Source organism: Dyadobacter endophyticus (assembly GCF_014641595.1).
GTDB lineage: Bacteria > Bacteroidota > Bacteroidia > Cytophagales > Spirosomataceae > Dyadobacter > Dyadobacter endophyticus.
The window spans coordinates 58,114-80,910 of record NZ_BMIA01000008.1 but is presented as its reverse complement, the minus strand read 5'-3'; the positions used below and the strand labels follow the sequence as shown (position 1 = coordinate 80,910).

General features: G+C 49.2%; 18 protein-coding genes. 11 read left to right on the top strand and 7 right to left on the bottom strand.

The genetic code is table 11. The features are described 5' to 3' along the window. Positions 1–106: 106 nt before the first annotated feature. Positions 107–1,888 carry a family 43 glycosylhydrolase gene (locus IEY24_RS31595; protein ID WP_188939293.1) on the top strand — a complete coding sequence of 594 codons (1,782 nt, stop codon included), beginning with the start codon at positions 107–109 and terminating at the stop codon, positions 1,886–1,888. 23 nt (positions 1,889–1,911) lie between these two features. Here the strand turns inward: IEY24_RS31595 and IEY24_RS31590 are convergent, their stop codons facing one another. After that, complete coding sequence (locus IEY24_RS31590) at positions 1,912–3,180, bottom strand: S-adenosylmethionine:tRNA ribosyltransferase-isomerase (RefSeq protein WP_188939292.1); 1,269 nt, start codon at positions 3,178–3,180, stop codon at positions 1,912–1,914. An 11-nt stretch (positions 3,181–3,191) separates the two neighbouring features. Then, complete coding sequence (locus tag IEY24_RS31585) at positions 3,192–3,704, bottom strand: hypothetical protein (protein WP_188939291.1); 513 nt, start codon at positions 3,702–3,704, stop codon at positions 3,192–3,194. 107 nt (positions 3,705–3,811) lie between these two features. Between IEY24_RS31585 and IEY24_RS31580 the strand changes: the two genes are divergently transcribed. Both IEY24_RS31580 and IEY24_RS31575 read left to right on the top strand, forming a co-directional pair. Beyond that, entirely contained in the window at positions 3,812–4,372 is a 561-nt protein-coding gene (locus IEY24_RS31580) for a cob(I)yrinic acid a,c-diamide adenosyltransferase (protein ID WP_188939290.1), read from the top strand. Positions 4,373–4,513: 141 nt separating this feature from the next. Next, positions 4,514–5,581 carry a branched-chain amino acid aminotransferase gene (locus IEY24_RS31575; protein WP_188939289.1) on the top strand — a complete coding sequence of 356 codons (1,068 nt, stop codon included), beginning with the start codon at positions 4,514–4,516 and terminating at the stop codon, positions 5,579–5,581. Positions 5,582–5,709: 128 nt separating this feature from the next. Here IEY24_RS31575 and IEY24_RS31570 read toward each other — a convergent pair whose 3' ends face one another. Next, the gene (locus IEY24_RS31570) at positions 5,710–6,594 is read right to left on the bottom strand and encodes an AraC family transcriptional regulator (RefSeq protein WP_188939288.1); all 885 of its coding nucleotides are present in this window, start codon (positions 6,592–6,594) and stop codon (positions 5,710–5,712) included. A 232-nt stretch (positions 6,595–6,826) separates the two neighbouring features. Between IEY24_RS31570 and IEY24_RS31565 the strand changes: the two genes are divergently transcribed. The 6 genes from IEY24_RS31565 to IEY24_RS31540 all read left to right on the top strand — a co-directional run bounded on the left by IEY24_RS31565 (position 6,827) and on the right by IEY24_RS31540 (position 16,590). Then, entirely contained in the window at positions 6,827–8,656 is a 1,830-nt protein-coding gene (locus IEY24_RS31565) for a sodium:solute symporter family protein (RefSeq protein ID WP_188939287.1), read from the top strand. A 31-nt stretch (positions 8,657–8,687) separates the two neighbouring features. Next, positions 8,688–9,905, top strand: coding sequence for a glycoside hydrolase family 130 protein (locus IEY24_RS31560; RefSeq protein ID WP_188939286.1), 1,218 nt, complete (start codon positions 8,688–8,690; stop codon positions 9,903–9,905). A gap of 294 nt (positions 9,906–10,199) precedes the next feature. After that, entirely contained in the window at positions 10,200–13,400 is a 3,201-nt protein-coding gene (locus IEY24_RS31555) for a SusC/RagA family TonB-linked outer membrane protein (protein WP_188939285.1), read from the top strand. 11 nt (positions 13,401–13,411) lie between these two features. Next, on the top strand, positions 13,412–14,992 hold the full coding sequence (locus IEY24_RS31550; protein ID WP_188939284.1) for a SusD/RagB family nutrient-binding outer membrane lipoprotein: 1,581 nt from the start codon (positions 13,412–13,414) through the stop codon (positions 14,990–14,992). Between the two features lie 107 nt (positions 14,993–15,099). Further along, positions 15,100–15,615 carry a cupin domain-containing protein gene (locus IEY24_RS31545; protein ID WP_188939283.1) on the top strand — a complete coding sequence of 172 codons (516 nt, stop codon included), beginning with the start codon at positions 15,100–15,102 and terminating at the stop codon, positions 15,613–15,615. 75 nt (positions 15,616–15,690) lie between these two features. Then, positions 15,691–16,590, top strand: coding sequence for a DUF72 domain-containing protein (locus IEY24_RS31540; protein WP_188939282.1), 900 nt, complete (start codon positions 15,691–15,693; stop codon positions 16,588–16,590). Positions 16,591–16,623: 33 nt separating this feature from the next. Here the strand turns inward: IEY24_RS31540 and IEY24_RS31535 are convergent, their stop codons facing one another. Beyond that, positions 16,624–17,571 (bottom strand): MBL fold metallo-hydrolase, encoded by a 948-nt coding sequence (locus IEY24_RS31535; RefSeq protein ID WP_188939281.1) that lies wholly within the window; start codon positions 17,569–17,571, stop codon positions 16,624–16,626. A 95-nt stretch (positions 17,572–17,666) separates the two neighbouring features. Between IEY24_RS31535 and IEY24_RS31530 the strand changes: the two genes are divergently transcribed. Beyond that, positions 17,667–18,161, top strand: coding sequence for a GNAT family N-acetyltransferase (locus tag IEY24_RS31530; protein ID WP_229223374.1), 495 nt, complete (start codon positions 17,667–17,669; stop codon positions 18,159–18,161). 23 nt (positions 18,162–18,184) lie between these two features. Then, positions 18,185–19,318: an AI-2E family transporter gene (locus tag IEY24_RS31525; protein ID WP_262892454.1), complete on the top strand. Its 1,134-nt coding sequence runs from the start codon at positions 18,185–18,187 to the stop codon at positions 19,316–19,318. A gap of 27 nt (positions 19,319–19,345) precedes the next feature. Here the strand turns inward: IEY24_RS31525 and IEY24_RS31520 are convergent, their stop codons facing one another. The 3 genes from IEY24_RS31520 to IEY24_RS31510 all read right to left on the bottom strand — a co-directional run bounded on the left by IEY24_RS31520 (position 19,346) and on the right by IEY24_RS31510 (position 22,730). Continuing rightward, positions 19,346–20,647: an ABC1 kinase family protein gene (locus IEY24_RS31520; protein WP_188939279.1), complete on the bottom strand. Its 1,302-nt coding sequence runs from the start codon at positions 20,645–20,647 to the stop codon at positions 19,346–19,348. 2 nt (positions 20,648–20,649) lie between these two features. After that, a complete protein-coding gene (locus IEY24_RS31515) occupies positions 20,650–21,324 on the bottom strand; it encodes a TetR family transcriptional regulator C-terminal domain-containing protein (protein ID WP_188939278.1) in 675 nt (224 codons plus the stop codon). A gap of 62 nt (positions 21,325–21,386) precedes the next feature. Next, a complete protein-coding gene (locus IEY24_RS31510; protein WP_188939277.1) occupies positions 21,387–22,730 on the bottom strand; it encodes a D-arabinono-1,4-lactone oxidase in 1,344 nt (447 codons plus the stop codon). Positions 22,731–22,797: the final 67 nt, after the last annotated feature.

Genomic DNA, 22,797 nt, shown 5'->3' with positions numbered 1-22,797 from the left:
GGTAAAGGTTATCGGTTTCAAAACTTCTTAAAGACGCGATGGTTTTGCCCGCACGGAAGATTATTAATTCAAAAACAGGTAATTTTGCAAGATTAAAAAGGATAATATGTACCCTGTCATCAGCAAAATCATGTTGTTACGCTCTTTCGGAATATTCATGGGTTTGATACTCGTTCTCAGTGCAATGCCCGCCACTGCCCAGAGCACTTATTGCAACCCGATGGACATCGATTATAAATACAATTTCGAACAGCTCAACGAAAATATCAGCTACCGCTCCGGCGCCGACCCGGTAATTATCAATCACAAAGGCGAATACTTCCTTTTCGTAACCATTTCAGGTGGCTACTGGCATTCCAAAGACATGATCAACTGGAAATACCTGACCGCCAACCGCTGGCCTTTCGAGGACATGTGCGCGCCGGCAGCCGTTTCCGTCAGGGATACATTATTTTTGTTCCAATCCACCTTCGAATCGCGTCCGATATTGTATTCGGTTGCACCTGAAAAAGGCATTTGGGAATTCTACAACCGCTGGACGCCGCGGCTGCCGAAGGACATTGGCCCGTGGGACCCGGCATTGTTCCACGACTCCGATACCGACAAATGGTATATGTATTGGGGCTCTTCGAACGTCTATCCCATTTTCGGCTCGGAGCTGGATTATTCCAAACGGCTTGCATTCAAGGGGCAATATCAGTCCATGTTTTGGCTAAATCAGTACGAGCATGGCTGGGAACGCTTTGGGCCAAACCACTCGGACCCTTTCAAACCATTCACCGAAGGCGCCTGGATGACTAAGCACAAAGGCAAATACTACCTGCAATACGGCGCACCCGGCACAGAATATAATGTATACGCCAATGGCACATATGTGAGCGACCAACCGCTGGGGCCATTTACCTATGCACCTTACAACCCGGTTTCCTACAAGCCGGGCGGCTTCGCGACCGGCGCCGGGCATGGCAATACGTTTCAGGACAATTTTGGCAACTACTGGAATACCGGAACCTCGTGGATCGGCCTGAACTGGGCCATGGAGCGCCGCATTGTGCGATATGCGGCCGGTTTCGACAAAGACGGCCAGATGTTCGCCAATACCCGCTTCGGCGATTTTCCGCACAAAATGCCCACCAAAACCTGGACAGGCAAGGGCGACGAGCTTTTCACCGGCTGGATGCTATTGTCCTACAAAAAGCCCGCAACCGCCTCTTCCACGCTTGATACCATGGCGGCGCAAAAAATTACCGACGAAAACCCGCGGACATTCTGGGCGGCCAAGCAAAACAAGCCCGGTGAAACATTGACGATCGATTTGCAAACCGAGCAGGAAGTGAAGGCTATCCAGGTCAACTACACCGACTACAAATCCGACATTTTCGACAACAAGCCTGAAAAAGTCTATACGCAATTTAAGATCTGGACATCGAAAAACGGCAAAAAGTGGGACCTCGCGAGCGACCTTACAAAGGAACCCAAGCGCGACCGCCCCTGCGCCTACATCGAACTTGCGACACCCGTCCGTGCGCGTTACGTGCGTTATGAGCATGTATACGTAGCCTCGCCAACCCTCGCAATCAGCGAATTGCGCATCTTTGGGAATGGCTTCGGCAAAGCCCCCCAAACGCCGGCGACCTTCACAGCCATCCGCCAGAAAGATACTCGAAATGCGGATTTGAAATGGGAAAAAGTACCGGGTGCTGTCGGCTACAATGTGCTATGGGGCATCGCTCCCGACAAGCTTTACCAAACCTATCAGTTTTGGAACGACGAGCCGGATACGTTCGAGCTACGCGCCCTGAATGTCGGCGTGCCTTATTACTTTGCTATTGAGGCTTTTAACGAGAATGGGGTGTCGGCAGCAAGTAAGGTGGTTGCTGTTCAATAAGGCGGATTTCGCAAATGATAAGATCATGCATTATCATTGAGCCAAAGGAGCGACGAGTCGCCGTAGCTCAAAAAGCGATAATCCTTCGCTAATGCCTCTGAATATATCTTATTCCAGTCATTTCCGACAAACGCAGCAACAAGGAGAATGAGTGTGGAGCCCGGTTGATGGTAATTAGTAATTATTCCGCGGCATAAGCGGAAACGATAGCCCGGAAAAATGAAGATTTCCGTTTCTCCTACGATCTCTTCCAAACCAACGCTATTCATATAATCGGCAATGGCTTGAAGAGACTGCTTAGCCGAGGGCAATTCTTCCTGCTTCCAGGGATAAGGATAAAGTTTTTCTATATTGAAGTCTGTCGTCTCCTTTTTGAAGAGCTTCACTCCGTACCAATACAAGCTTTCGAGCGATCGCAGAGAAGTAGTCCCTACGGGTACAACGCGTTCAACTGATTGAAGCAAATCCTCAATAAGCGCCTTCGTGAACACGACCTGTTCGGAATGCATCCGGTGTTCGGTCACTTTCTCCGCCTTAATAGGCTGAAAAGTACCGGCTCCTACATGCAAAGTGAGAAACGATTTACGAATATTCTTCTTTTCCAGTTCATCAAAAACGCGCGAAGTGAAGTGCAATCCGGCTGTCGGGGCCGCCACTGCTCCGTCATGGTGTGCATACACAGTCTGGTATGTCTCCTTATCGGGCTCTTCCGTATCACGGTTGAGGTAAGGCGGCAACGGGATCTCACCCAACGCTTTCACGAGATCCAGAAAGCTAACGTCAGTGTCCCAGCGCAATCGTATAAGATTTTGCTCGTAATCGTGATAGGAGACCTTCAGTTGTACGTCCGCCCCACTTACCTGTATGACGGCTGACAATGTATCGCCTACTTTCCACCGCTTTTTGTTTCCGATCATACATTCCCACACACACGAATGCTGCACCAGCATAGCATCGTTGATCACCCGGGTAGGCAGTTCGGGATGCAGGAGCAAGAGCTCTATCACCGCGCCGGTTTCTTTTTTGAAATGGGCGCGGGCCGGGATAACCTTGGTATCGTTAAAAACGAGGAGTGTGTTTTCGGGTAACTGCGAAGTAATGTCGGTAAACCGCAAATGGTTAATTTCACCGTTCCTGTATACCATGAGCTTCGACTGATCACGAATTTCCATAGGATACTTCGCAATCCGGTCGTCGGGCAGGTCATAGGTATAGCTTTCCAGATCGATCGCCTCTGCCTCTCTCCGCCATAATGCGTCGTGGTTCTCCTCAGCCGTTAGTCTACCTTCCATACCACGCCATGTTACAGTTTATCCTCGTGTACAGGCGGCCACAGCAGGCGCAACGGAAGCAGGAAAACAAACAAAACGAGGGCAACACTGGCGTAATAAAGCCATGAGAAGTCGAAAACGTCCAGTTTGTAGCTGGTACTATTGATAGTCGCCAATGCCAGCAGGCTGAAACCTATAATGGTATTGATCACGGCCACGAGGCAAAAAAGCCAGTTGGTAAGGTGCTCATTAAGTTCAGTTCGGTGCTGCGCCCATTCCTTGCGTTTCAAAATAGGGAGGTTCATCGGATCGATGTTCGGGATGTGGCGGGCAATACCTGTGATGATCACATTGTTCACCAGAAACAGGCCCATTACGATATAAAAAATATGCTCCTTATCCACATAATGCTCGGCCAAACCGCTATCCGCGAAGTCGACCGCGACCATTTCCGGGAAAAGCGAATACGTCCATACCAGCGCCCCGATAACGAATAATAACGATGCCCAACGCCAGATCTTTATTGCAAATGTTGTAACTTTCATGAATTGGTAACCTAAATAGAGGTCTTTTCGCCATAGTAAATCGGGTGCAAAATTAGGTCGGGAAGCTTCTAAAACCTAATTGAAAAAAGCAAAGGCCTAATTCCCACATGAAAATCTACACCAAAACCGGTGATAAAGGCACAACCTCACTCATCGGGGGTACGCGCCTGAGTAAAGCCCACGTGCGTATCGACGCGTACGGGACCGTCGATGAACTGAACGGCTACATCGGAATGCTCCGCGACCAACCGGTGAATGAGAGTCGTAAAGACCTGCTCAAAGAAATCCAGGACCGCCTGTTCACGATCGGCTCGCACCTCGCTTCGGAGCCAGACCAGAAAAAGAAGATATTACCCGATCTTTACGACGACGACATTACGCTGCTCGAAAAGGAAATGGACCTGATCGACGCTAATGTGCCTCCATTAAGAGCATTCATATTGCCGGGCGGGCATCAGGCTGTTTCATTCGGGCACATCGCGCGGACGGTCTGCCGCCGGGCCGAGCGCGCGGTGATCCATTTACAGCAGGGAGAAGAAGTCGAACCTGCCGTAATCCGCTATCTGAACCGCCTTTCCGATTACCTTTTTATGCTCTGCCGGGCGATGACGCACGAGCTGGGAATTGAAGAGGTTACCTGGCAACCTAGGGTCTCGCGGGAAAAATAATTGTTATACTAAATATCAATTATTTATAGATTAAATTCTTTAAATTGCGGGACTTAGAGAATCCGCCGGGATCTCCAAATCCTGCCTTTTTTCAAAGTATTAGCTTCGGAAAGCGTTTGAAAAATTAAAATTTTTGGCATCATGACAGCCGACACAGTACAAATAGAAGTTCAGCAAACCACCAAATCCCGTTTGCAGGAGGTTGACTTCAACAACCTCGTTTTTGGACGGAACATCTCCGACCATATGTATATCGCCGAATACAAAAACGGACAATGGCAAGACCTGCGCATCGTCCCTTACGGCGACCTCTCGTTGAGCCCCGCGACCGCCGCGCTCCATTACGGTCAGGCTATTTTCGAGGGAATGAAAGCCTACAAAAACGACGCAGGTGAAGTGTTGCTTTTCCGTGCTATCGATAACTGGAAAAGGCTCAACAAGTCCGCCGAGCGCCTTTGTATGCCGCAAATCCCGGAAGAGGTCTTCATGAACGGTCTTACGGAATTGCTTCGCCTCGATGCAGGCTGGGTGCCGTCTCAGCCTGGCTGCTCGCTTTACATTCGTCCATATATGTTTGCCACCGACCCTTACATTGGTGTCAAACCGTCGGAATCATACTATTTCATCATTTTTACCAGCCCGGTAGGTACCTATTACGCAAAACCTCCGCGTGTGAAAGTGGAAACGCATTTCATCCGTGCTGCGGAAGGTGGCGTAGGTGCTACCAAATGCGCAGGTAACTACGCAGGTTCGCTCTACCCGGCGAAACTCGCCCAGCAGGAAGGTTACGATCAGTTGATCTGGACCGACGCCCGCAATCATGAGTACATCGAAGAATCGGGTACAATGAACATCATGTTCATGCTGGACGGCAAACTGCTTACCCCTCACGTTTCCGAAACCACGCTTGACGGTATCACACGTAAAAGCATCGTGGCCATCGCAGAGCATTGGGGAATTCCGGTAGAAGAGCGCCGTATCACCGTGAAAGAGATCATCGACGCATTGAAAGCCGGTAAGCTCGAAGCCGCATTCGGAGCCGGAACTGCCGTGGTAATCTCTCCGTTCGCGACGATCGCGTACGAAGGTGTGGATTACGCACTACCCGAAATCAAAGAAGATTCATTCGTGAATAAAGTAAAAAATTACCTGACCGACCTCCGCACCGGCAAAGAAGAAGATATCTTCGGCTGGATGTTGAAGGTTTAGTGATTGAATGACTGAATGAGTCATAAGTTATGAATTCCGGAAGAGTTCAAAGTCAAGGGTTATCTGAGACTTTGAACTCTTTTTTATTTGGTCATTCAAAATTCAATCATTCGGTCATTAACTAGTTCCTACACAAATGTTCGCGTTCCGGAATAGTTGTCCCGAAACTCCTTTGGTGTGCAGCCGTTCCTGCTCTTAAAAATCCGGTTGAAATACGAAAGGTTATTAAAACCGCACTTGTAAGCGATCTCCGAAATCGTGTTTGAGGTATTGATCAACGACCTAGATGCATGGCCGAGGCGGATCTCGTTCAGACTTTCCACAAAGGTCTTGCCCGTGCGCTTTTTAATAAACCTGCTGAACGACACCTCCGACATTCCGGCCAGCTTCGCTACTCCTGCCAGATTCACGTCCTTATCATAATTGTCACGCATAAATGCGAACACTTTTTCGATGCGGCGACTATTGAAATTGATGTCTTCGTCCGTAAATGTGCTGCTGGAAAGCGTTCGCATATCACGCGAAACCGACAAGTCGTGCAGGATAGACATCAGTTCCAGCATTGAATCGAAGCCGCTCTTTTGCGCCAGAGAGGTGAGCCTGGGCTTGATCCGCTCAATCGTATCCCTGGAAAACGCGATTCCCTTAGCCGATTTTTCCAGCAGCGAACGAACAAAAAACAGCTGGTTCCGTTTCAGAAATTTGTCGTCGAACAAGTCTCGGTGAAACTGCACGGTCACTTCCTTAATCTCCGGCATTCCCTCCTGCCATCGGTAGGAATTCGTAAGCCAGCCATGTGGCAGATTGTTCCCCACCAGCACCAGTTCCACGTCTTCGATCACTTCGGTATGATCGCCTACGACCCGCTTCACGCCTTTCCCCGACAGGATCAGGTTCAGCTCGAACTCCTCGTGGTTGTGTAGCGGGAAATCGAAAACGGTCTTTTTTCGGTCAAAAACAGTAAAACAATCGTACTGGGTTAATGGGGTAATTTCTCTGTAAATTTCATTCATAGGCTAAATTGTATTTTTAGATTAAATTGAAAACGACCCGGTCGGTATCGGCTCACTATGTTATATTGAGGTAACAATTTAAATATTAATTACTAATAAAACCATTTGTAACTCTTCCTATAATTCTATAAACAGTTAGTATTGGTCTAATCATGGATAAAAAAGTACTATACCCCGCGGCGGTTTTGTCGATAAGTTTGTGCCAGGCGCGGATCGATCTGCCGGCTCACCGATGAAAATCAGGGCGATCGACCTCCTCGTCATATTACTCTACCTGATTACAGTAATGGTGATCGGCATTTACCTGAAACGGCAGGCGTCAAAAAGCAAAAACGACTACCTGCTCGGAGGGAAATCCATGCCGTTCTGGATGCTTGGTATTTCCAATGCATCGGGTATGTTCGATCTTTCCGGCACAGCCTGGATGGTCGCTATTATGGTAGTGTACGGCGTAAAAAGCATTTGGCTGCCGTGGTTGTGGCCGGTATTTAACCAGATATTCATGATGGTATACCTCTCGATGTGGCTAAGGCGCTCCAATGCGGCTACCGGCGCAGAATGGATGCTGTTCCGTTTCGGCGACCGGCACGGAGCAGGGCTCTCTCATAAAATCATCATTATTTTTGCATTGCTTTCCTGCATGAGCTTTATGGCTTACGGTTTTATCGGGCTCGGCAAATTCATTGAAATATTCATACCGTGGGAAATAGTCAAAGCATTCCTTCCATTTGATTTACCGCACGCGTACACCGCCCATTTCTACGGGATCCTTTTCACGGTTTTCACTGCCTGCTATGCCCTGCTGGGTGGTATGAAAAGCATTGTGTGGGCCGATATGCTGCATTACCTGATCATGGTCGTCGTTTGCGTTTCGGTGGCCGCTATGGCATATACGGCACTGCCAGGCGTGGCCAGTTTACCGATTCCCCACGGCTGGACTGACCTGTTTTTCGGAAAGGAACTCGGCCTCGACTGGTCCGACCGCCTCCCAGCCGCCGCCAGAAAGCTGCAAAACGACAGCTTTGCCCCCTTTGGCTACTTCTTCGCGCTCATGGCCGCGAAAGGTATTCTGGCGAGTCTCGCCGGCCCGGCGCCTAATTACGATATGCAAAAAATCCTCTCGACCCGCTCGGCGCGGGAAGCGGCGCTGATGAGCATGATCGTGAACATTGTATTACTACCCACGCGGTACCTTTTTATCACCGGCGTTGCCGTGTTAGCGCTGCTTTATTTCCGGCAACCAGGCATTTCGGCCGCCATCGGTACTGATTTCGAGAAAGTACTTCCCGCCGTGCTCAACACCTACATTCCCTCGGGTTTATTGGGATTGGTGCTGATCGGCCTGATGGGTGCGTTCATGGGTACGTTTGCCGGTACTTTCAACGCAGCGCAGGCCTATTTCGTAAATGACATCTACCTCCGCTCCTTCAATCCCGATGCGAGCAACCGGCAAATCAGCCGCGTAAGCTATCTTTCCGGCATTGTGATCGTCTGCGTCAGCATTCTGCTCGGTCTGCTTGCGAAGGATGTCAACAGCATTCTTCAATGGATCGTATCCGCTTTGTATGGAGGATATATCGCTTCCAATATGCTCAAATGGTACTGGTGGCGGTTCAATAGTGCCGGATTTTTTTGGGGAATGGCGGCAGGTATCCTCTGTGCGCTGACTTGTCCGCATCTTTTTGCAGACACATTGCCCTTGTACTACTTCCCGCTTATACTGATCATCTCGGCGATCGGGGCAGTTGCAGGATCGCTGGCAACGAAACCTACCGACATGGAAGTCCTCAAAACATTTTACCGCACGGTAAACCCGTGGGGCTTCTGGGGGCCAGTCAGGGAGGCAGTCTGCAAAAGCGATCCATTTTTTTTACCAAACAGGCATTTTGCAAGAGACCTTTTCAATGTAGCCGCCGGCATCGTCGCGCAAACCGCCCTCACAGCAGTACCTGTTTTTGGTATCCTTAAAATGCCTGCTGAAACTTTCGTCGCCACAGCTGTTTTTCTGATATGCTCAGCGATTCTCTGGAAGACGTGGTACAAGCGTCTTCCTCACCTGTGAGTTTTAGAACAATCCCTGACAAAAATCAACCATGACTATCTTCGAAGAGCGTCTTCAACGCATCAAAAGCGAAAAGCAGCGGCTGACCGAAACACCTAACGAAATGTTAGGTTCAGGCGACGGATTCTGCGACCGCTACAAATTTCCCGTGCTCACGGCAGCACACGTCCCGGTTTTTTGGGAATACGACCTCGACCCGGGCAGTAATCCCTATTTCATGAAGCGGTTCGGGATCAATTCGGTTTTCAATGCAGGCGCCATTAAGCTCAATAGCAAGTACCTGCTTGTGGTACGGGTCGAAGGTTACGACAGGAAATCGTTTTTTGCCGTGGCCGAAAGTCCTACCGGCACCGGTGGTTTCGAATTTTGGAAATATCCGCTCGATATGCCCGAAACCTCGGAGCCGGATGTGAATATCTACGATATGCGGCTCACGGCGCATGAGGATGGCTGGATTTACGGACTGTTTTGTACCGAGCGCAAAGATCCCGCCGCAGTTCCGGGCAACGAATCGCAGGCGATCGCCCAATGCGGGATCGCACGCACGCGGGACCTGCGCAGCTGGCAAAGGCTCCCGGACCTGAAAACATCCTCAGTCCAGCAACGGAATGTGGTTTTGCACCCCGAGTTCGTCCACGGTCAATACGCGTTCTATACCCGCCCTCAGGATTCGTTCATCGAGGCGGGGCGGGGCGGTGGTATAGGTTTCGGATTAGCCCAAAGCATCGAAAATGCGCAAGTAACCCACGAAACGATCATCGACCCTAAGAAATACCACACAACCTACGAATCCAAAAACGGCCAGGGCCCCGCACCCATCAAAACCCGGCTTGGCTGGCTTCACTTAGCGCATGGCGTCCGGCAAACCGCGGCAGGCCTGCGCTACGTGCTGTACCTGTTCCTGACCGACCTTGCAGATCCGGCGAAGGTCCTTTACAAGCCCGCCGGCTATTTTCTCGCGCCAGAGGGCATCGAACGCATCGGCGACGTCTCCAATGTCGTATTCTCAAACGGGTGGATTGCCGACGACGACGGCTCAGTATTCATCTATTACGGCTCTTCCGACACGCGACTGCATGTGGCCACCACGTCGGTAGAGCGGCTACTCGACTACGTCATCCACACACCACCCGACGGCCTCACTTCTGCCGCCTCCCGGAATACCCTTACCGCGATTATCGGCCGCAATCTTCCCTTCCTCTCCCCCAGCGATGTGGAAAGCGGTACTCCCTCTGACATTTTAAGATAGCGTCTATTACAAACGTATACACACCACCGAACATGTGTTTTGATAATTTTTGATGTGATTCAGGCCAATCTGTATTGTTAAAGCCAGGGAAAAACCGGCATCCAAATCTATAAATATCTCTATCCAATATAGGAATACTTATGAATTCAATATTAAAAAGGTGTTAAAAATGTGTTATTTTCAGTTAAAAAAGCACTATATACATATGGAGTCAACTGCGGTATATTTGACCTGATTTTCAGCCCTAATTCCTTAATCCAAGAAAACGGCTTAACCTATCGATGTACAAACTGTATGAAAAAAAATTTACTAGTTAAGATGCTGATACTGCTCACTGTGCTCTCCCTTAGGGGGTATGCGCAGGAAATGACAGTATCCGGGAAAGTAAGCGACGCTGCCGGCGGTGAGATAGCCGGTGTCAATGTAGTTGTAAAAGGTACCACAAGAGGTACCTCCACCAACAATAAAGGCGAATATAGTATCACTGTCGAGAAGGGGAAAACATTGGCTTTCAGCTATATCGGTTACGTTACCAGAGAAGTGACAGCCAATGCGACCATCCTGAACCTTTCACTGACCGCCGAAGCAACGGCATTGAACGAAGTGGTAGTAACCGCATTGGGTATCAGTCGCGAAAAGAGATCTCTTGCCTATTCCATTACGGAAGTAGCAGGAACCAACATGACGGCGGCTCGGGAGGCCAACCTCGGTAACGCCCTGGCCGGACGTGTAGCGGGGGTTAACGTCAGTAAAATCGCCTCCGGGCCTGCGGGTTCCTCCCGTGTGATCATCCGCGGTAACAAATCCCTCCAAGGCAACAACCAGCCGTTGTATGTAATCGACGGTATTCCAATGGATAACAACAACTTCGGCCAGGCTGGTCTGTGGGGAGGTTCTGACGAAGGCGACGGATTGTCGAGCATTAATCCGGACGACATTGAGTCAATCACCGTTTTGAAAGGAGCGAATGCAGCGGCACTTTACGGTTCGCGCGCTGCAAATGGGGTTATTAACGTAACCACCAAGCGTGGAACCAAGAGAAAGGGTATCGGCGTCGAATTTGGTTCTAACTACGTTTTTGAAAAACTGAACGACCTGTCTGATCTTCAGCAATCGTATGGAGCAGGCGGCTATGTAAATGGCGTTGCGACTAAACCTGCCAACCAAAATCAGGCTTACGAATGGGGTGACGATTCCTGGGGGCCCAAGTTCGACAACAGCCAGGTTGTAGGTTTTGACGGGAAAATGCACCCCTATTCTCATGCCGGCAATAACTTTTCGAGGTATTTAAAAACAGGTTATGCGTTTACAAATAGCCTTGCATTCTCGGGAGGTAACGAAACCCAAAACTTTCGCGCTTCGGTCACGAATATGAAAAGCACATCCATTATCCCAAATTCCGGGTTCGATCGACTTAATTTATCGTTGTCTGCCCAATCCAAATTTGGAAAAAGATTGACACTGGATGCTAAAATATTGTACTCAGAGGAGAAAGCTAAAAACCGCCCTAATGTATCAGATTCCCCCGGAAATGCAATCCAAAGCGTCTGGCGGACTCCTGGCGACTACAATGTGCTCTCTTACTATGGTGATCCCAGCAAGCCTGGTGCTATCGCACCTGGCACCGACGCAGCGAGTCTTAGCATCTGGGGAGGCACCGAACCTAAAAAGGTTGGAGAGGAGTTTCAACAGGCGAATAACAACTGGGGGCAAAATCCATACTGGGTGGCTTATCAGTTTATCAAATCCGACCAGAAGAATCGGATTATCACCTCAGGCCAATTGAAATACCAGCTCACCGACTGGCTCTTTATCCAAGGGCGCGTCGGTTTGGATAAATATTCCAGACGGGCGGAAAGCCTTACGCCCGAAGGTACCGGCTACCAGCGCGGAGGAGCGAGAAGCCTGGGAAACTGGAACGTTTCAGAACTTAATGCGGAGTACACCATCGGCGTAACCAAAGACTTTGGAAAAATTGGCCTCACCGCTTTTGGAGGAGGTAACAGGATGAGGAAAAAATATGAATATGTAAACGTTTATGGTAATGGATTCAACGTTCAATTCTTTCCTGCGCTGAATAACGTTAAAGACAAATCCTTCAATTATGAGCCAAAAGAAAGCGGTATCAACTCCCTTTTGGGCTCAGCTGAATTATCGTACGACGGTTTCCTTTTCATCACAGCAACTGCAAGAAATGACTGGTTCTCAGTCCTTAACCCGGAAACAAACAGCATTTTGTATCCATCTATTGGTGGTAGTTTTGTTTTCTCAGATGCCTTCAAGGCCCTTCCTTCATGGCTTTCTTACGGTAAATTAAGAGCGTCCTGGGCGCAGGTGGGGAATGTCACAATTGATGCCTATCAGAATAACCTGACTTATTCCCTAAATGGCAACCCGCATTTGCAGCATCCCATGGCCTCATTTTCACAGGCAATGGGCAATGGAGGAAATATCCCTAACCCAGCGCTTAAACCGCTGACAGTTACAGAGACCGAAGTCGGAATCGATTTCAGGGTATTTAACAATAAACTGGGCGTCGACTTCACCTATTATGATCAGCAAACCACGGACGATATCCTGAATGCGACGATCTCAAGAGCTTCCGGATTTGGCAGCACCTCGGTAAACCTGGGTAAGTTACAGAACCGCGGTATTGAGCTTTTGTTAACAGCTACTCCCCTTAAGGCTAAAAACCTGACCTGGGACATTACCGTGAACCTGGCCAAAAATAACAGCAAGGTAAAATCGCTCATCGAGGGCACAACCGAGTTGGTGATGGATGAACCGCGGACCAGAAATGCTTTCATCAAAAATATCGTCGGCCAGCCTTTCGGTATGATCACGGGACGCGTGCAGAAACTATCTCCTGATGGTCAGCCTGTATTTGACAAGGATGGTCGTCCGGTCAGCGCTCCGGGTTATCAGGTCATTGGAAACGGCATTGCAAAAATGACCGGCGGCGTAACCAATGCATTTAATTACAAAGGCTTCGATCTCTCCTTCCTCGTCGATTTCAAAGTAGGTGGTGACATTCTTTCGGGCACCAACATGAGGCTCGACCAGTGGGGAGCAAGCAAGCAATCTCTGCAGGGTCGTGAAGGCGAAGCTTTACTTACCGTAACTGGTGTAACGCAGGAAGGCTCCGAATACAAACCTTTCACCAAAACTTTGACTCCACTGGAAGCATTTAACTACTGGGGTGCCGTGGGTGGCGAGGGGGATAACGCTAATACTTCGATGTATGTTTATGACGCGTCCTTTATCAAATTAAGGCAGCTTACAATTGGCTATTCATTCCCTAAAAAATTGCTTGAAAAAACCCCGCTGCAAAATCTGACACTGTCGTTTGTCGGCCGGAACCTGGCTATTCTGTTCAAAAATACGCCAAACATTGATCCTGAGTCTAACTACGCTAATGGTAACTCGCAGGGTTTTGACTACTTCGGCTTCCCTTCTACGCGTAGTTATGGTTTCAATTTGAGAGCAACATTCTAATTCCGTACAAAATGAGAGATTTGAAAAAATATATAAAATACGGCCTTGCTGTAATGTTGGTGACGGGGTGCGATACAAAGCAACTACACGACCTTAACATTAACCCGCAAGCACTGAACACGGTAGATTTGAATTTCATTTTCACTTCTGCCGAGTTGGGGATCGCATCCAACGGAAGCACAGGCGACAACAGGTATATCGACTGGCGGACCAATATTGGTATGTGTGCTTATGCAATACAGCAGCTTGCTAATTCTGGCGGTGGTATTGCACCCGGTGATAAGTATACGGTTAATGCCGAAACCAACGCAGCGCCGTTCGAATTCACCTATAATGACCAACTGAAAAACATCGCCGAGATTCTCAAACAATCGGGTCCGGGTGGTTTTGCCGAAGGAAAGTATCTGAACATGCGCCAGGCCGCGCGAATTTTACGTGCGTTCAGTTTCGCCAGGTTGACGGATTTTTATGGCAACATTCCCTATTCAGAAGCAAACAAGGGAATTGAAGGGATATTTTTCCCAAAATATGATAGCCAGGACGCAGTTTACGCGGATTTGCTGAAAGAGCTTGATGAAGCTACTGCTGCCCTGAGCTCCTCCAATGCCGACGAAGGCTTTGCTAACGCCGATTTTATTTACAAAGGTGACATTGCAAAATGGAAAAAATGGGGATTCTCGTTGATGTTACGTCTTGCGATGCGTATCTCCAATGTAGACGCGGCAAAAGCAGCAACTTATGTTACCAAAGCAGCGGCAGGCGGCGTGTTCACCAGCAACGCTGACAATGTCTGGATTGCCATGGCCGACGGTCCAAGCGAATGGGTAAACCAGAATGGTATTTCCAGAGCATTTGACCCCGGAGATGGAGGACAGCCGCCATACCTGAGCGCCACGCTGGTCAATTGGTTAAAAGGAGCTAATCAGGCTGTCGCAACAGATGATGATCCGCGTTTGATGATCATCAGCGGCGGAATTGGCGACGTTTCCATTATTACAGACCCGGTAAAACAAAAAGGCATGCCCAATGGCTATGACCAGGCAATGCTCGACAAACTGGAAGGTCGCGCCGTAGACGTCCCCAAAACCTATTCCCGCATCAATCCCAAAATGTTGCAAGACTCGGATCCATACATGATCATGAACTACGGCGAAGTCGAGTTTCTACTGGCAGAAGCTATTGAACGCAAAATCGGAACCGGTATCTCCGGAACGGCGAAATCGCATTACGACGCAGGTGTGAAAGCATCCATGCAAATGTACACACCGTACGATGCGTCTCTCACAGTGTCCGACGCGGCGGTAACCGCTTATCTCAACACCTACCCCTATGGCACCGCCAAACCGGCGCTGGAAATGATCGGGGAGCAAATGTGGGTGAACAAATTCTTCAACTGGTGGGAAGCTTGGAACGACTGGCGCAGAACCGGCTTTCCCAAGCTGACACCCACCAATTACCCAGGCAACGTAACCCAAGGAACCATTCCCGTAAGACTCCGCTATCCGACCAACGAAGTAGCAGGTAACCCGAACTACCAGACAGGCGCTACTTTGCCCGACGAATTCACCACAAAGGTATGGTGGGACAAATAGTATAAATTAGTAGATTTAATTCAAAAGGTGCCCTGAATATTTTGGGGCATCTTTTTGTTTTTTATCCTAATTTTGAAATTCACCTGATTCATTAATTACTATTGGTTATGATACAATCGTTTGCGGCCGATGCCGATAAAAATGAGGTTTTCGAAAAAGTACAGCAGTTTATAGATGAGCAAGGCTTCACGGTTGTAGCCAAAGACCATTCACGCCCATGGGGCGGTTTCTTTGTACTCGACGAAAGTCAGGCACCCAAGTTCATCTCCACATTCTTCCCGCATTTGTCGCTCGCTGATTTCGCGGGTTATGAAAAATTAAGCCCCAAAGTTCTTGTGGTGGCCCCGAACAAACGCCTTTCATGGCAATACCACCACCGTCGCGCCGAAATATGGAAAGTGATCGGCGGAAACGCGGGCATCGTGATCAGCGACACCGACGAAGAAACCGAATTGCAGCAACTGTCGATCGGTACGGTCGTGAACCTCAAAAAAGGCGAGCGCCATCGCCTGGTGGGTGTCAACGAATGGGGTTTCGTAGCCGAAATCTGGCAACATACAGATCCTTCCAATCCATCCGACGAAGACGATATCGTTCGGGTTCAGGACGACTTCGGAAGATAATCCGGTCGTATTCGACAACTGGCAAGTCTTGGAGGCTTGCCAGGTTTTTAATTCCTCATCCTAACCTAGCCAGTCATGAAATTCGGAAAAGTTGAAAATCCCGATGACATAGATTTCAGTTTGCCGCCCGATGCTCCTGCCAACAAAGCGCTGCTGAATGCGGCGAAAGCCGGAAAACCGGGAATCTACATCGGATGTGCCAAATGGAATAAAACCGACCTCAAAGGTTTTTATCCCAAGGGTACTAAAGATGAATTGGCGTATTATGCGACGCAATTCAACAGCATTGAGCTGAATGCCACCTTTTACAATAATTTCCCTGTTGAAACGATCGAAACCTGGTATACTAAAACGCCGGCGGGTTTCAAATTTTTCCCGAAACTGCACCAGGGTATCAGCCATTGGAAAAGGTTGAAAGATGCCAAGGAGCCGACCGACATTTACCTCGACGGGATCGCTCATTTGCAGGACAAACTCGGAATGCTTTTCCTGCAAATGCCCGACAATTTCGGCCCCAAAAACTGGGAAATATTGAAGGCATACCTGGAAGAATGGCCTTCCGGCTTCCCGCTTGCGCTGGAATTGCGGCATACGGGATGGTACGACGGGTCATTTGACAGCGAAGAGCTTTATAGTCTGCTGGAAAAGAAAAACATCTCGCATATCGTGACCGATTCGGCCGGACGCCGTGACCTGCTGCACATGCGACTCACAACGCCCACCGCATTCATCCGCTACAACGGTGCTAATGTCGATTCGGATTACACCCGCCTCGACGACTGGTTTGAAAGGCTGAAACGCTGGACGGAAGAGGGCATTCAGAATATCTATTTCTTTGTTCATCAGAACCATGAGGAAGCATCGCCTTTGCTATCCTCGTATTTGATCCAGAAACTAAACAAAGAATTGGGAATAGAACTACAAGTCCCCTACGACCCGAGAGTGGCAAGCGGCCAGGTTACCCTATTCAAATAGCAAAAGGCGGGTCGCAAAACCCGCCTTTTGCATTCAATTCAATTCAAACTTTACACCTTGTTCGGGGAAGATCAGCCGAAGCCCGAGGGTATTACCGGCATTTAATTCCTTGCGTATTATTTCTTCATTATTTCCGGTGGGTTTAATGTGCGTAACGACCACGTTCAGGCCTCGTAAACGCTCTTTTCCGGTCAATCCGGCCAACACTTCAAATTCCTGGATGAACCATTTCGGCGTGAGGTGCCCGTACAAATGGCGGTCGGGCTGCGCGTTGGGATACGAGACTTCCAGGAAAACCCCTGTCAATTGGCCCGATTTCACCAGCGGCGCCACAGCGGCCCAAACCCTGCGCATATGATCGGTTTTCTCTACCTCATCCGGCCCTGTATCACCGAAATACAGCGCATAGGATTCTCCACTCTTCACGAGAAAAGCAGTACTGGAATAAGGTTTCGAATGACTTAGCGGGAAGGCTCTCACGGACATTCGTGTCTCCGCAAGCGGCGTTTCTTCCCCCTCCGACAATTGTTGGTAACGATATTTGTTCAATGCGGGCGCATTACCGTCGTTCGCCAGGTTAGGCCAGCTTTGCCAGTTGAAATAATGCGCTTTCATCACACCAATGCAATGCTCCATAGCATAAACCTGCTTCACCGTATCGTCCACCGAATTGATGACCATGCCGGAAATATGATCGAGATGCGGGTGTGAAATGAGGTAGCCTTTGATATATTTTTTTAAAACCGTTTCCCCATTCACGTTGAATGTCTTCTTTTCGATAGCCTTTTCAATGCCGTTACTCACCGTACCCGCATCCAGGCACACATACGCATCCGAGCCGGCAGGCGCGAGCAGGTATGCGGAAAGGTTTCCATCCATTGTTCCCCCTTTAACACCCAGAGGCACGACTTTGAAGCCCTTTTGCGCAAATGCGGCCAACGACAGGACCAGTAACAGGAGAGTAGCAACTATATTTTGCATATTCTTTTAAGTATTAACAAACAGCCCTGAAAGCGCCGCGATGCAAAACTACAAGTCGTTTCGAAAGATCGTCAAATAAAACTCGGATAACGCAAATGCCTATCTTCGCAATCCAGACATTCAAATTGCGTAAACTAATGCCCGAAATCATCCGCACCACCAGCGACAACCCCGATTTCCAGAATCTTACCAGCGAGCTTGACACCGAACTCTGCCGCATTTATAACACTAAAAAGGAAGATTACGAGGACTACAACCGCATAACCGGTCTGTCAACCGTCGTGCTTGCCTACGAAAATGGCATCGCCATCGCCTGCGGATGCTTCAAACAGTTCGACACGCAGCGCATCGAGTTGAAACGAATGTTTGTTACACCCGACTTCCGTGGCATAGGTCTTGCCTCGATGGTGGTTGAGGAATTAGAAAAATGGGCCGGGGAGCTTGGTTATCCAACGGCGATTCTCGAAACCGGCATCGGCCAGCCGGAGGCCATCGCATTGTACCGGAAGCTGGGATACAACGATATTCCGCATTTCGGAGAATTTCCGGATGAAGCGCGGAGTGTTTGTTTGGGGAAAACTCTATCTTAACCGTTTTCAACGCGAACTGACACATAGTGGAAACCTCTACCCCTCCCTTCTACCAAAAACTCTCCCTAACCCTCCTCGCGATCGGCATTATCATGATCGCGATTTACCTGGGGCAGGACATTATCGTGCCGCTTGCATTGGCGGGGTTACTTGCCGTTTTGCTCCGCCCATTGGAACAGCGACTGATTCAAATCGGTATTCCAAAAACACTCGCGATTACGCTGGCCCTGTTTTGCGCGGTTTTGGTGGTGTCGGCGGTAACAGTATTGATATCCATGCAAGTTGCCGACTTCTCCGACGAATGGCCGAAGCTCAAAAAGAATATCGACCTTTTTTACCGTGATGCGCGCCGGTGGATTCGCCGGGAATACAGTGTGAGCTACCGCCAGCAAGCCGAATATCTCAAAAATGCGCAGAGTAAAACATTGGAAACGTTTCAGGGACCAGATACGCTGGGTGCGGTAACAGGTCCGCTTGGCACATTGATCCTCATTCCTATTTATACTTTTCTGCTGCTCTATTACCGGGCAATGCTGATCCATTTTTCGGTGGTGCTTTTCGCAGAACGGCAAAAGCAACTCGTGCTGGAAATCCTTGGAGAAATCAAATCGATCATCCAGAGCTACATGGTGGGATTACTGCTCGAAACGACAGTGGTTGCCGTCCTCAACTCGGCCGGGTTATTAATACTGAATGTTCAATATGCAATCCTGTTGGGCGTAATGGCAGCCATTCTCAACCTGGTACCCTACATCGGCGGGTTGGTTGCGACAGCGCTTGCGGTAATGGTAACGTTTATCAGCCATCCCGAAATTGACGTGCTGCTGGGCGTTGTGGGTGTATTTATCGCCGTGCAGGTGATCGATAACAATTTCCTGGTGCCGTTCATTGTCGGCTCGAAGGTGCGCATCAATGCATTGGTGTCGATCGTAGGCGTGCTCGTGGGCGGCGCGCTCGCAGGCTTGTCGGGAATGTTCCTTTCGATTCCGGCGATTGCCATGATGAAAGTGATTTTCGACCGGGTAGAGGGGTTGGAACCGTGGGGGATTTTACTGGGGGACCAAACGCCCGAGCAGGCGAATAACAACCTGTTCCGTTTTGTAAAACTTAAAAAGCCGGCGGCAGGCACCGACCCGGAAGAAGAAAACCAGTCGTGAGGGTATCACGACCGGTTATGATTGGTGTCAGTTTACAAATTGCTTGGTATCCACCACCGCTTTGAGGTCATGCAGCAGGCTGAACAGCCCGAAGAACGTGCGGTTGATGTAAATAAAGTGCTTGGAACCCCGGTTCATATTCATTTTACGCAGCTCCTTGTCGTTGGCATATTTCTCGCCTAATGCCGCCAGTTTAAGGAAAAATTCTTCGTCCGAAAAATCGAACGTTTCGGCGTTGAAAGGCTGTGTGAGTAATGCCAGTATTTCCCGGAAAAGATTCGAGAAATAAACGGTTTCGGCTTTGGTATCCCTGTCCGTCAGAATTTCGAGTTCGACCAGTTTTGCATGAAAAATGGCTGGATTGTTCAGATTCTCCGGCTCGGCGAGCTCGAAATAGGGATTGTAGAACTCCTCGGGTATTTCTTTGATACACCCAAAATCGATGGCGATCAGATTGTCTCTTTCATCGATCAGGAAGTTACCCGGATGCGGGTCGGCGTGGACTTTGCGGAGCTGGTGCACCTGGAACATATAAAAATCCCACAATGCCTGGCCGATCTTGTTGGCCGTTTCCTGGTCAGGATTCGTTTTGCAAAACTCCGACCAATGCTTTCCATCCATCCAGTCCATCGTAATCACCCGCTCGGATGAAAACTCGGGGTAGTATTTCGGAAAACGCAGGTTCGGGATATGATCGCAAGCCTCGGCGATTTCAGCGCTTTGGGCTATTTCGAGAATGTAATTGGTCTCCTCGGTCAGCTTGGTTTCTACTTCCTTGAAATACTTGTCCGAATCCTTCGCCTGAATGTTGAACATTTTCATCGCGATGGGTTTCACCAGCGCCAGGTCCGACGAAATGCTTTCCGCCACGCCGGGATACTGGATTTTCACCGCCAGCTCTTTGCCATTATGCGTAGCCTTGTGCACCTGGCCAATGCTCGCGGCATTGATCGCATTGGGATTGAACGAGTCAAACAGTTCCAACGGCGATTTTCCGAAATATTTCCGAAAAGTCTTCACTACCAGCGGCGCAGAAAGCGGCGGCACCGAAAACTGCGAAAGCGAAAACTTCTCTACGTAGGCCTGCGGCAGGAAATTCTTCTCCATACTCAGCATCTGAGCGAGCTTCAAAGCGCTGCCTTTCAAACTTTTGAGGCTATCATAAATATCCTCGGCATTGTTGTTGTTGAGATTATCCCGCGCCGTTTCCGGACTGGTGATCTTCTCGCCGTAATACTTCAGATAATTCCCCCCGATTTTGACCCCTGTGGAAATAAGCCGGGTGGCACGCCGTATTTTGGAAGTAGGTATGCTGTCAATTGTCTCCATTCCTACTTCAATTTTTCTTTAATGAGAAACTTCCCAAAATCGATCACGCTCTCCAACGGCGTAGTATCGATCAGGTCGAATGTAGCACGGATCGATTTTTCGATGAACAGGTCCGTCTTTTCAAAACCTACGGATTCATCGTCGAGCCAGAATTTCAAGGTAAGCAAAAGTTGAATCCACGCACCTTCTTCCAGCGCGTCCTGCTGCGCTTTGCGGATACGTTCGCTTTTGGCTTTCAGGTAACCATCGCTGATCTCGTGGATGTATTCTTTGAAACTGTTGCGGAACTCTTTCAGCTTCAAAATACCGTTTAGCTTGTTCTTTTCCTCCTTCAATGCAAAAACCACATAGCTGCGGTTGGCGGTCAGGATTTCGACAAGTGTAAAATAGTAGGCTAAAAGTTTGTCTCGGAAACCCACGCCGTCGATCTCGCCGCTCTGGCTGATCAGGTTCGCGGCCAGGTTATGAAAACTGACAAAAACGCGTTTTTCAAGCGAATCGATGGAAGTAAAGAACTTGTAAAAGTCCTTTTCCGCGAAACCGTGCTCTTTGGAAAACAGGTACACCGATTCCGGCTTCTTGTGGTTTTCCAGGCAGTAATGCATGTATAACTCGGTAATCTTGTCGGCGGTGAGGTCCACGCTTGCTGGTGGTAGCGCCTTCGTTTTGGTAGCCATCAGAAGTATTTGTTTACTTATGGAAGATGAGTCACATAAGGGTAAACGCTTTGAGCGGCTATTTAATTCGCAAACACATTCAAATTCAGAAACCCATTGCGGAACTTCCCTTTCGGGTCCATTTGCGCCGCCAGCTCCCGGAACTCCGGCAGTTTTTCATATCTTTTTGCCAATAAACCAGGCGAAACCGTAAACAATTTGCCCCAATGCGGCCTTGGATTAAATGGCGCCAATTCCCTTTCGATCACCGGCAACAGCTTACTTACCGCCGGCCAATCCTGTTTCCAGGTAAAGTGTATCGCCACCGAATCCTGCTTGTAACAAGGGCTCAGCCACAGATTATCCGCTGCGATGGTCCTCACCTCTGATGTAAACAAATGCGGGCTGATTCGGCTGCCCATTTTAGAAATGGCCAGGATGGCATCCACCGCATTCCTGCGTGGCACGAAGTATTCCGTCTGCAATTCCTTGCCGCTGCTCGGTGTGAAACCCATTTTGAAATGCGGCATTCGCTCATACCACGGCCCCGGTACGCCCATTTGCTCGGTACAGTTCTCAGCAGAGAGTTCGGGGATCGGATGCAGGTTTTTCGTAGCCAGTTTTGCCCCAAAGAATTCCTTCGTTCCCGAAGGCTGGCCCTGCCCTGCTTTAAACTTAACCCACACCTCTGTAATGTCGTCAGTAGCCCAGTTTGTAAATAAACTCACACTGTCTCCGCTCGACTCAATTTCATCAAAATGCGCCTTCAATTGGCTCAATGGCAGATTTTCATATACATACTGGCCCATCATAAATGTAGGCTGGACATCGAGCGTCACCTTCGTCACAACCCCCAACGCACCCAGATGCACCACCGCCGCATTAAACTTTTCCCCATCTTTTTCCCTGTTCAATTTCACCAACTCACCATCCGCCGTCACAATTTCCATCGCCGACACCGCAGTAGCCAGGTTCCCATTCTTCTCCCCCGACCCGTGCGTGGCCGTAGCACAGGCACCAGCCACCGAAATATGCGGCAGCGAAGCCAGGTTATGCAATGCAAAACCTTTCTGGTGCAGATAGGGAGCCAGCTGGCCATATTTCAGCCCGCCATTGACGGTCACTGTTTTATTTTTGGTATCCAAATCCATTTGCTCCTCCGCACCCACGACCGTAATGAACTGGTCTTTCGTATCTGCAATGTCGTTGAAACAATGCCGGGTGCCAAGCACTTTCAGCCTGGGATACTTCTTAACGATCGTCTGTACTTGCTGTATATTTTTGCCCAAATCGAGCTTTTCGGTGCTGTATTCGAGGTTTCCTGCCCAGTTACGGAGCTTATCGCCATTGGCCCAGCCGCTCAGCGGGGAAAGTAAGGGAGCCGTCATTAATGCGGATGAAAGTTTGATGAAAGTACGTTTGTTCATGCGGTTGCCAGGTTGAAATGCACGAATAGGAATTTATCCCAAATTAATTGAATAAATCAGCATTCCA

Excerpts from the sequence above, each read along its gene's own strand:
- IEY24_RS31570 (WP_188939288.1), bottom strand. The coding sequence starts at position 6,594 with ATGAATGAAATTTACAGAGAAATTACCCCATTAACCCAGTACGATTGT.
- IEY24_RS31590 (WP_188939292.1), bottom strand. The coding sequence starts at position 3,180 with ATGGAAGGTAGACTAACGGCTGAGGAGAACCACGACGCATTATGGCGG.
- IEY24_RS31530 (WP_229223374.1), top strand. The coding sequence starts at position 17,667 with ATGCCTATCTTCGCAATCCAGACATTCAAATTGCGTAAACTAATGCCC.
- IEY24_RS31540 (WP_188939282.1), top strand. The coding sequence starts at position 15,691 with ATGAAATTCGGAAAAGTTGAAAATCCCGATGACATAGATTTCAGTTTG.
- IEY24_RS31510 (WP_188939277.1), bottom strand. The coding sequence starts at position 22,730 with ATGAACAAACGTACTTTCATCAAACTTTCATCCGCATTAATGACGGCT.
- IEY24_RS31520 (WP_188939279.1), bottom strand. The coding sequence starts at position 20,647 with ATGGAGACAATTGACAGCATACCTACTTCCAAAATACGGCGTGCCACC.
- IEY24_RS31595 (WP_188939293.1), top strand. The coding sequence starts at position 107 with ATGTACCCTGTCATCAGCAAAATCATGTTGTTACGCTCTTTCGGAATA.
- IEY24_RS31545 (WP_188939283.1), top strand. The coding sequence starts at position 15,100 with ATGATACAATCGTTTGCGGCCGATGCCGATAAAAATGAGGTTTTCGAA.
- IEY24_RS31550 (WP_188939284.1), top strand. The coding sequence starts at position 13,412 with ATGAGAGATTTGAAAAAATATATAAAATACGGCCTTGCTGTAATGTTG.
- IEY24_RS31580 (WP_188939290.1), top strand. The coding sequence starts at position 3,812 with ATGAAAATCTACACCAAAACCGGTGATAAAGGCACAACCTCACTCATC.
- IEY24_RS31535 (WP_188939281.1), bottom strand. The coding sequence starts at position 17,571 with ATGCAAAATATAGTTGCTACTCTCCTGTTACTGGTCCTGTCGTTGGCC.
- IEY24_RS31575 (WP_188939289.1), top strand. The coding sequence starts at position 4,514 with ATGACAGCCGACACAGTACAAATAGAAGTTCAGCAAACCACCAAATCC.
- IEY24_RS31515 (WP_188939278.1), bottom strand. The coding sequence starts at position 21,324 with ATGGCTACCAAAACGAAGGCGCTACCACCAGCAAGCGTGGACCTCACC.
- IEY24_RS31555 (WP_188939285.1), top strand. The coding sequence starts at position 10,200 with ATGAAAAAAAATTTACTAGTTAAGATGCTGATACTGCTCACTGTGCTC.
- IEY24_RS31560 (WP_188939286.1), top strand. The coding sequence starts at position 8,688 with ATGACTATCTTCGAAGAGCGTCTTCAACGCATCAAAAGCGAAAAGCAG.
- IEY24_RS31585 (WP_188939291.1), bottom strand. The coding sequence starts at position 3,704 with ATGAAAGTTACAACATTTGCAATAAAGATCTGGCGTTGGGCATCGTTA.
- IEY24_RS31565 (WP_188939287.1), top strand. The coding sequence starts at position 6,827 with ATGAAAATCAGGGCGATCGACCTCCTCGTCATATTACTCTACCTGATT.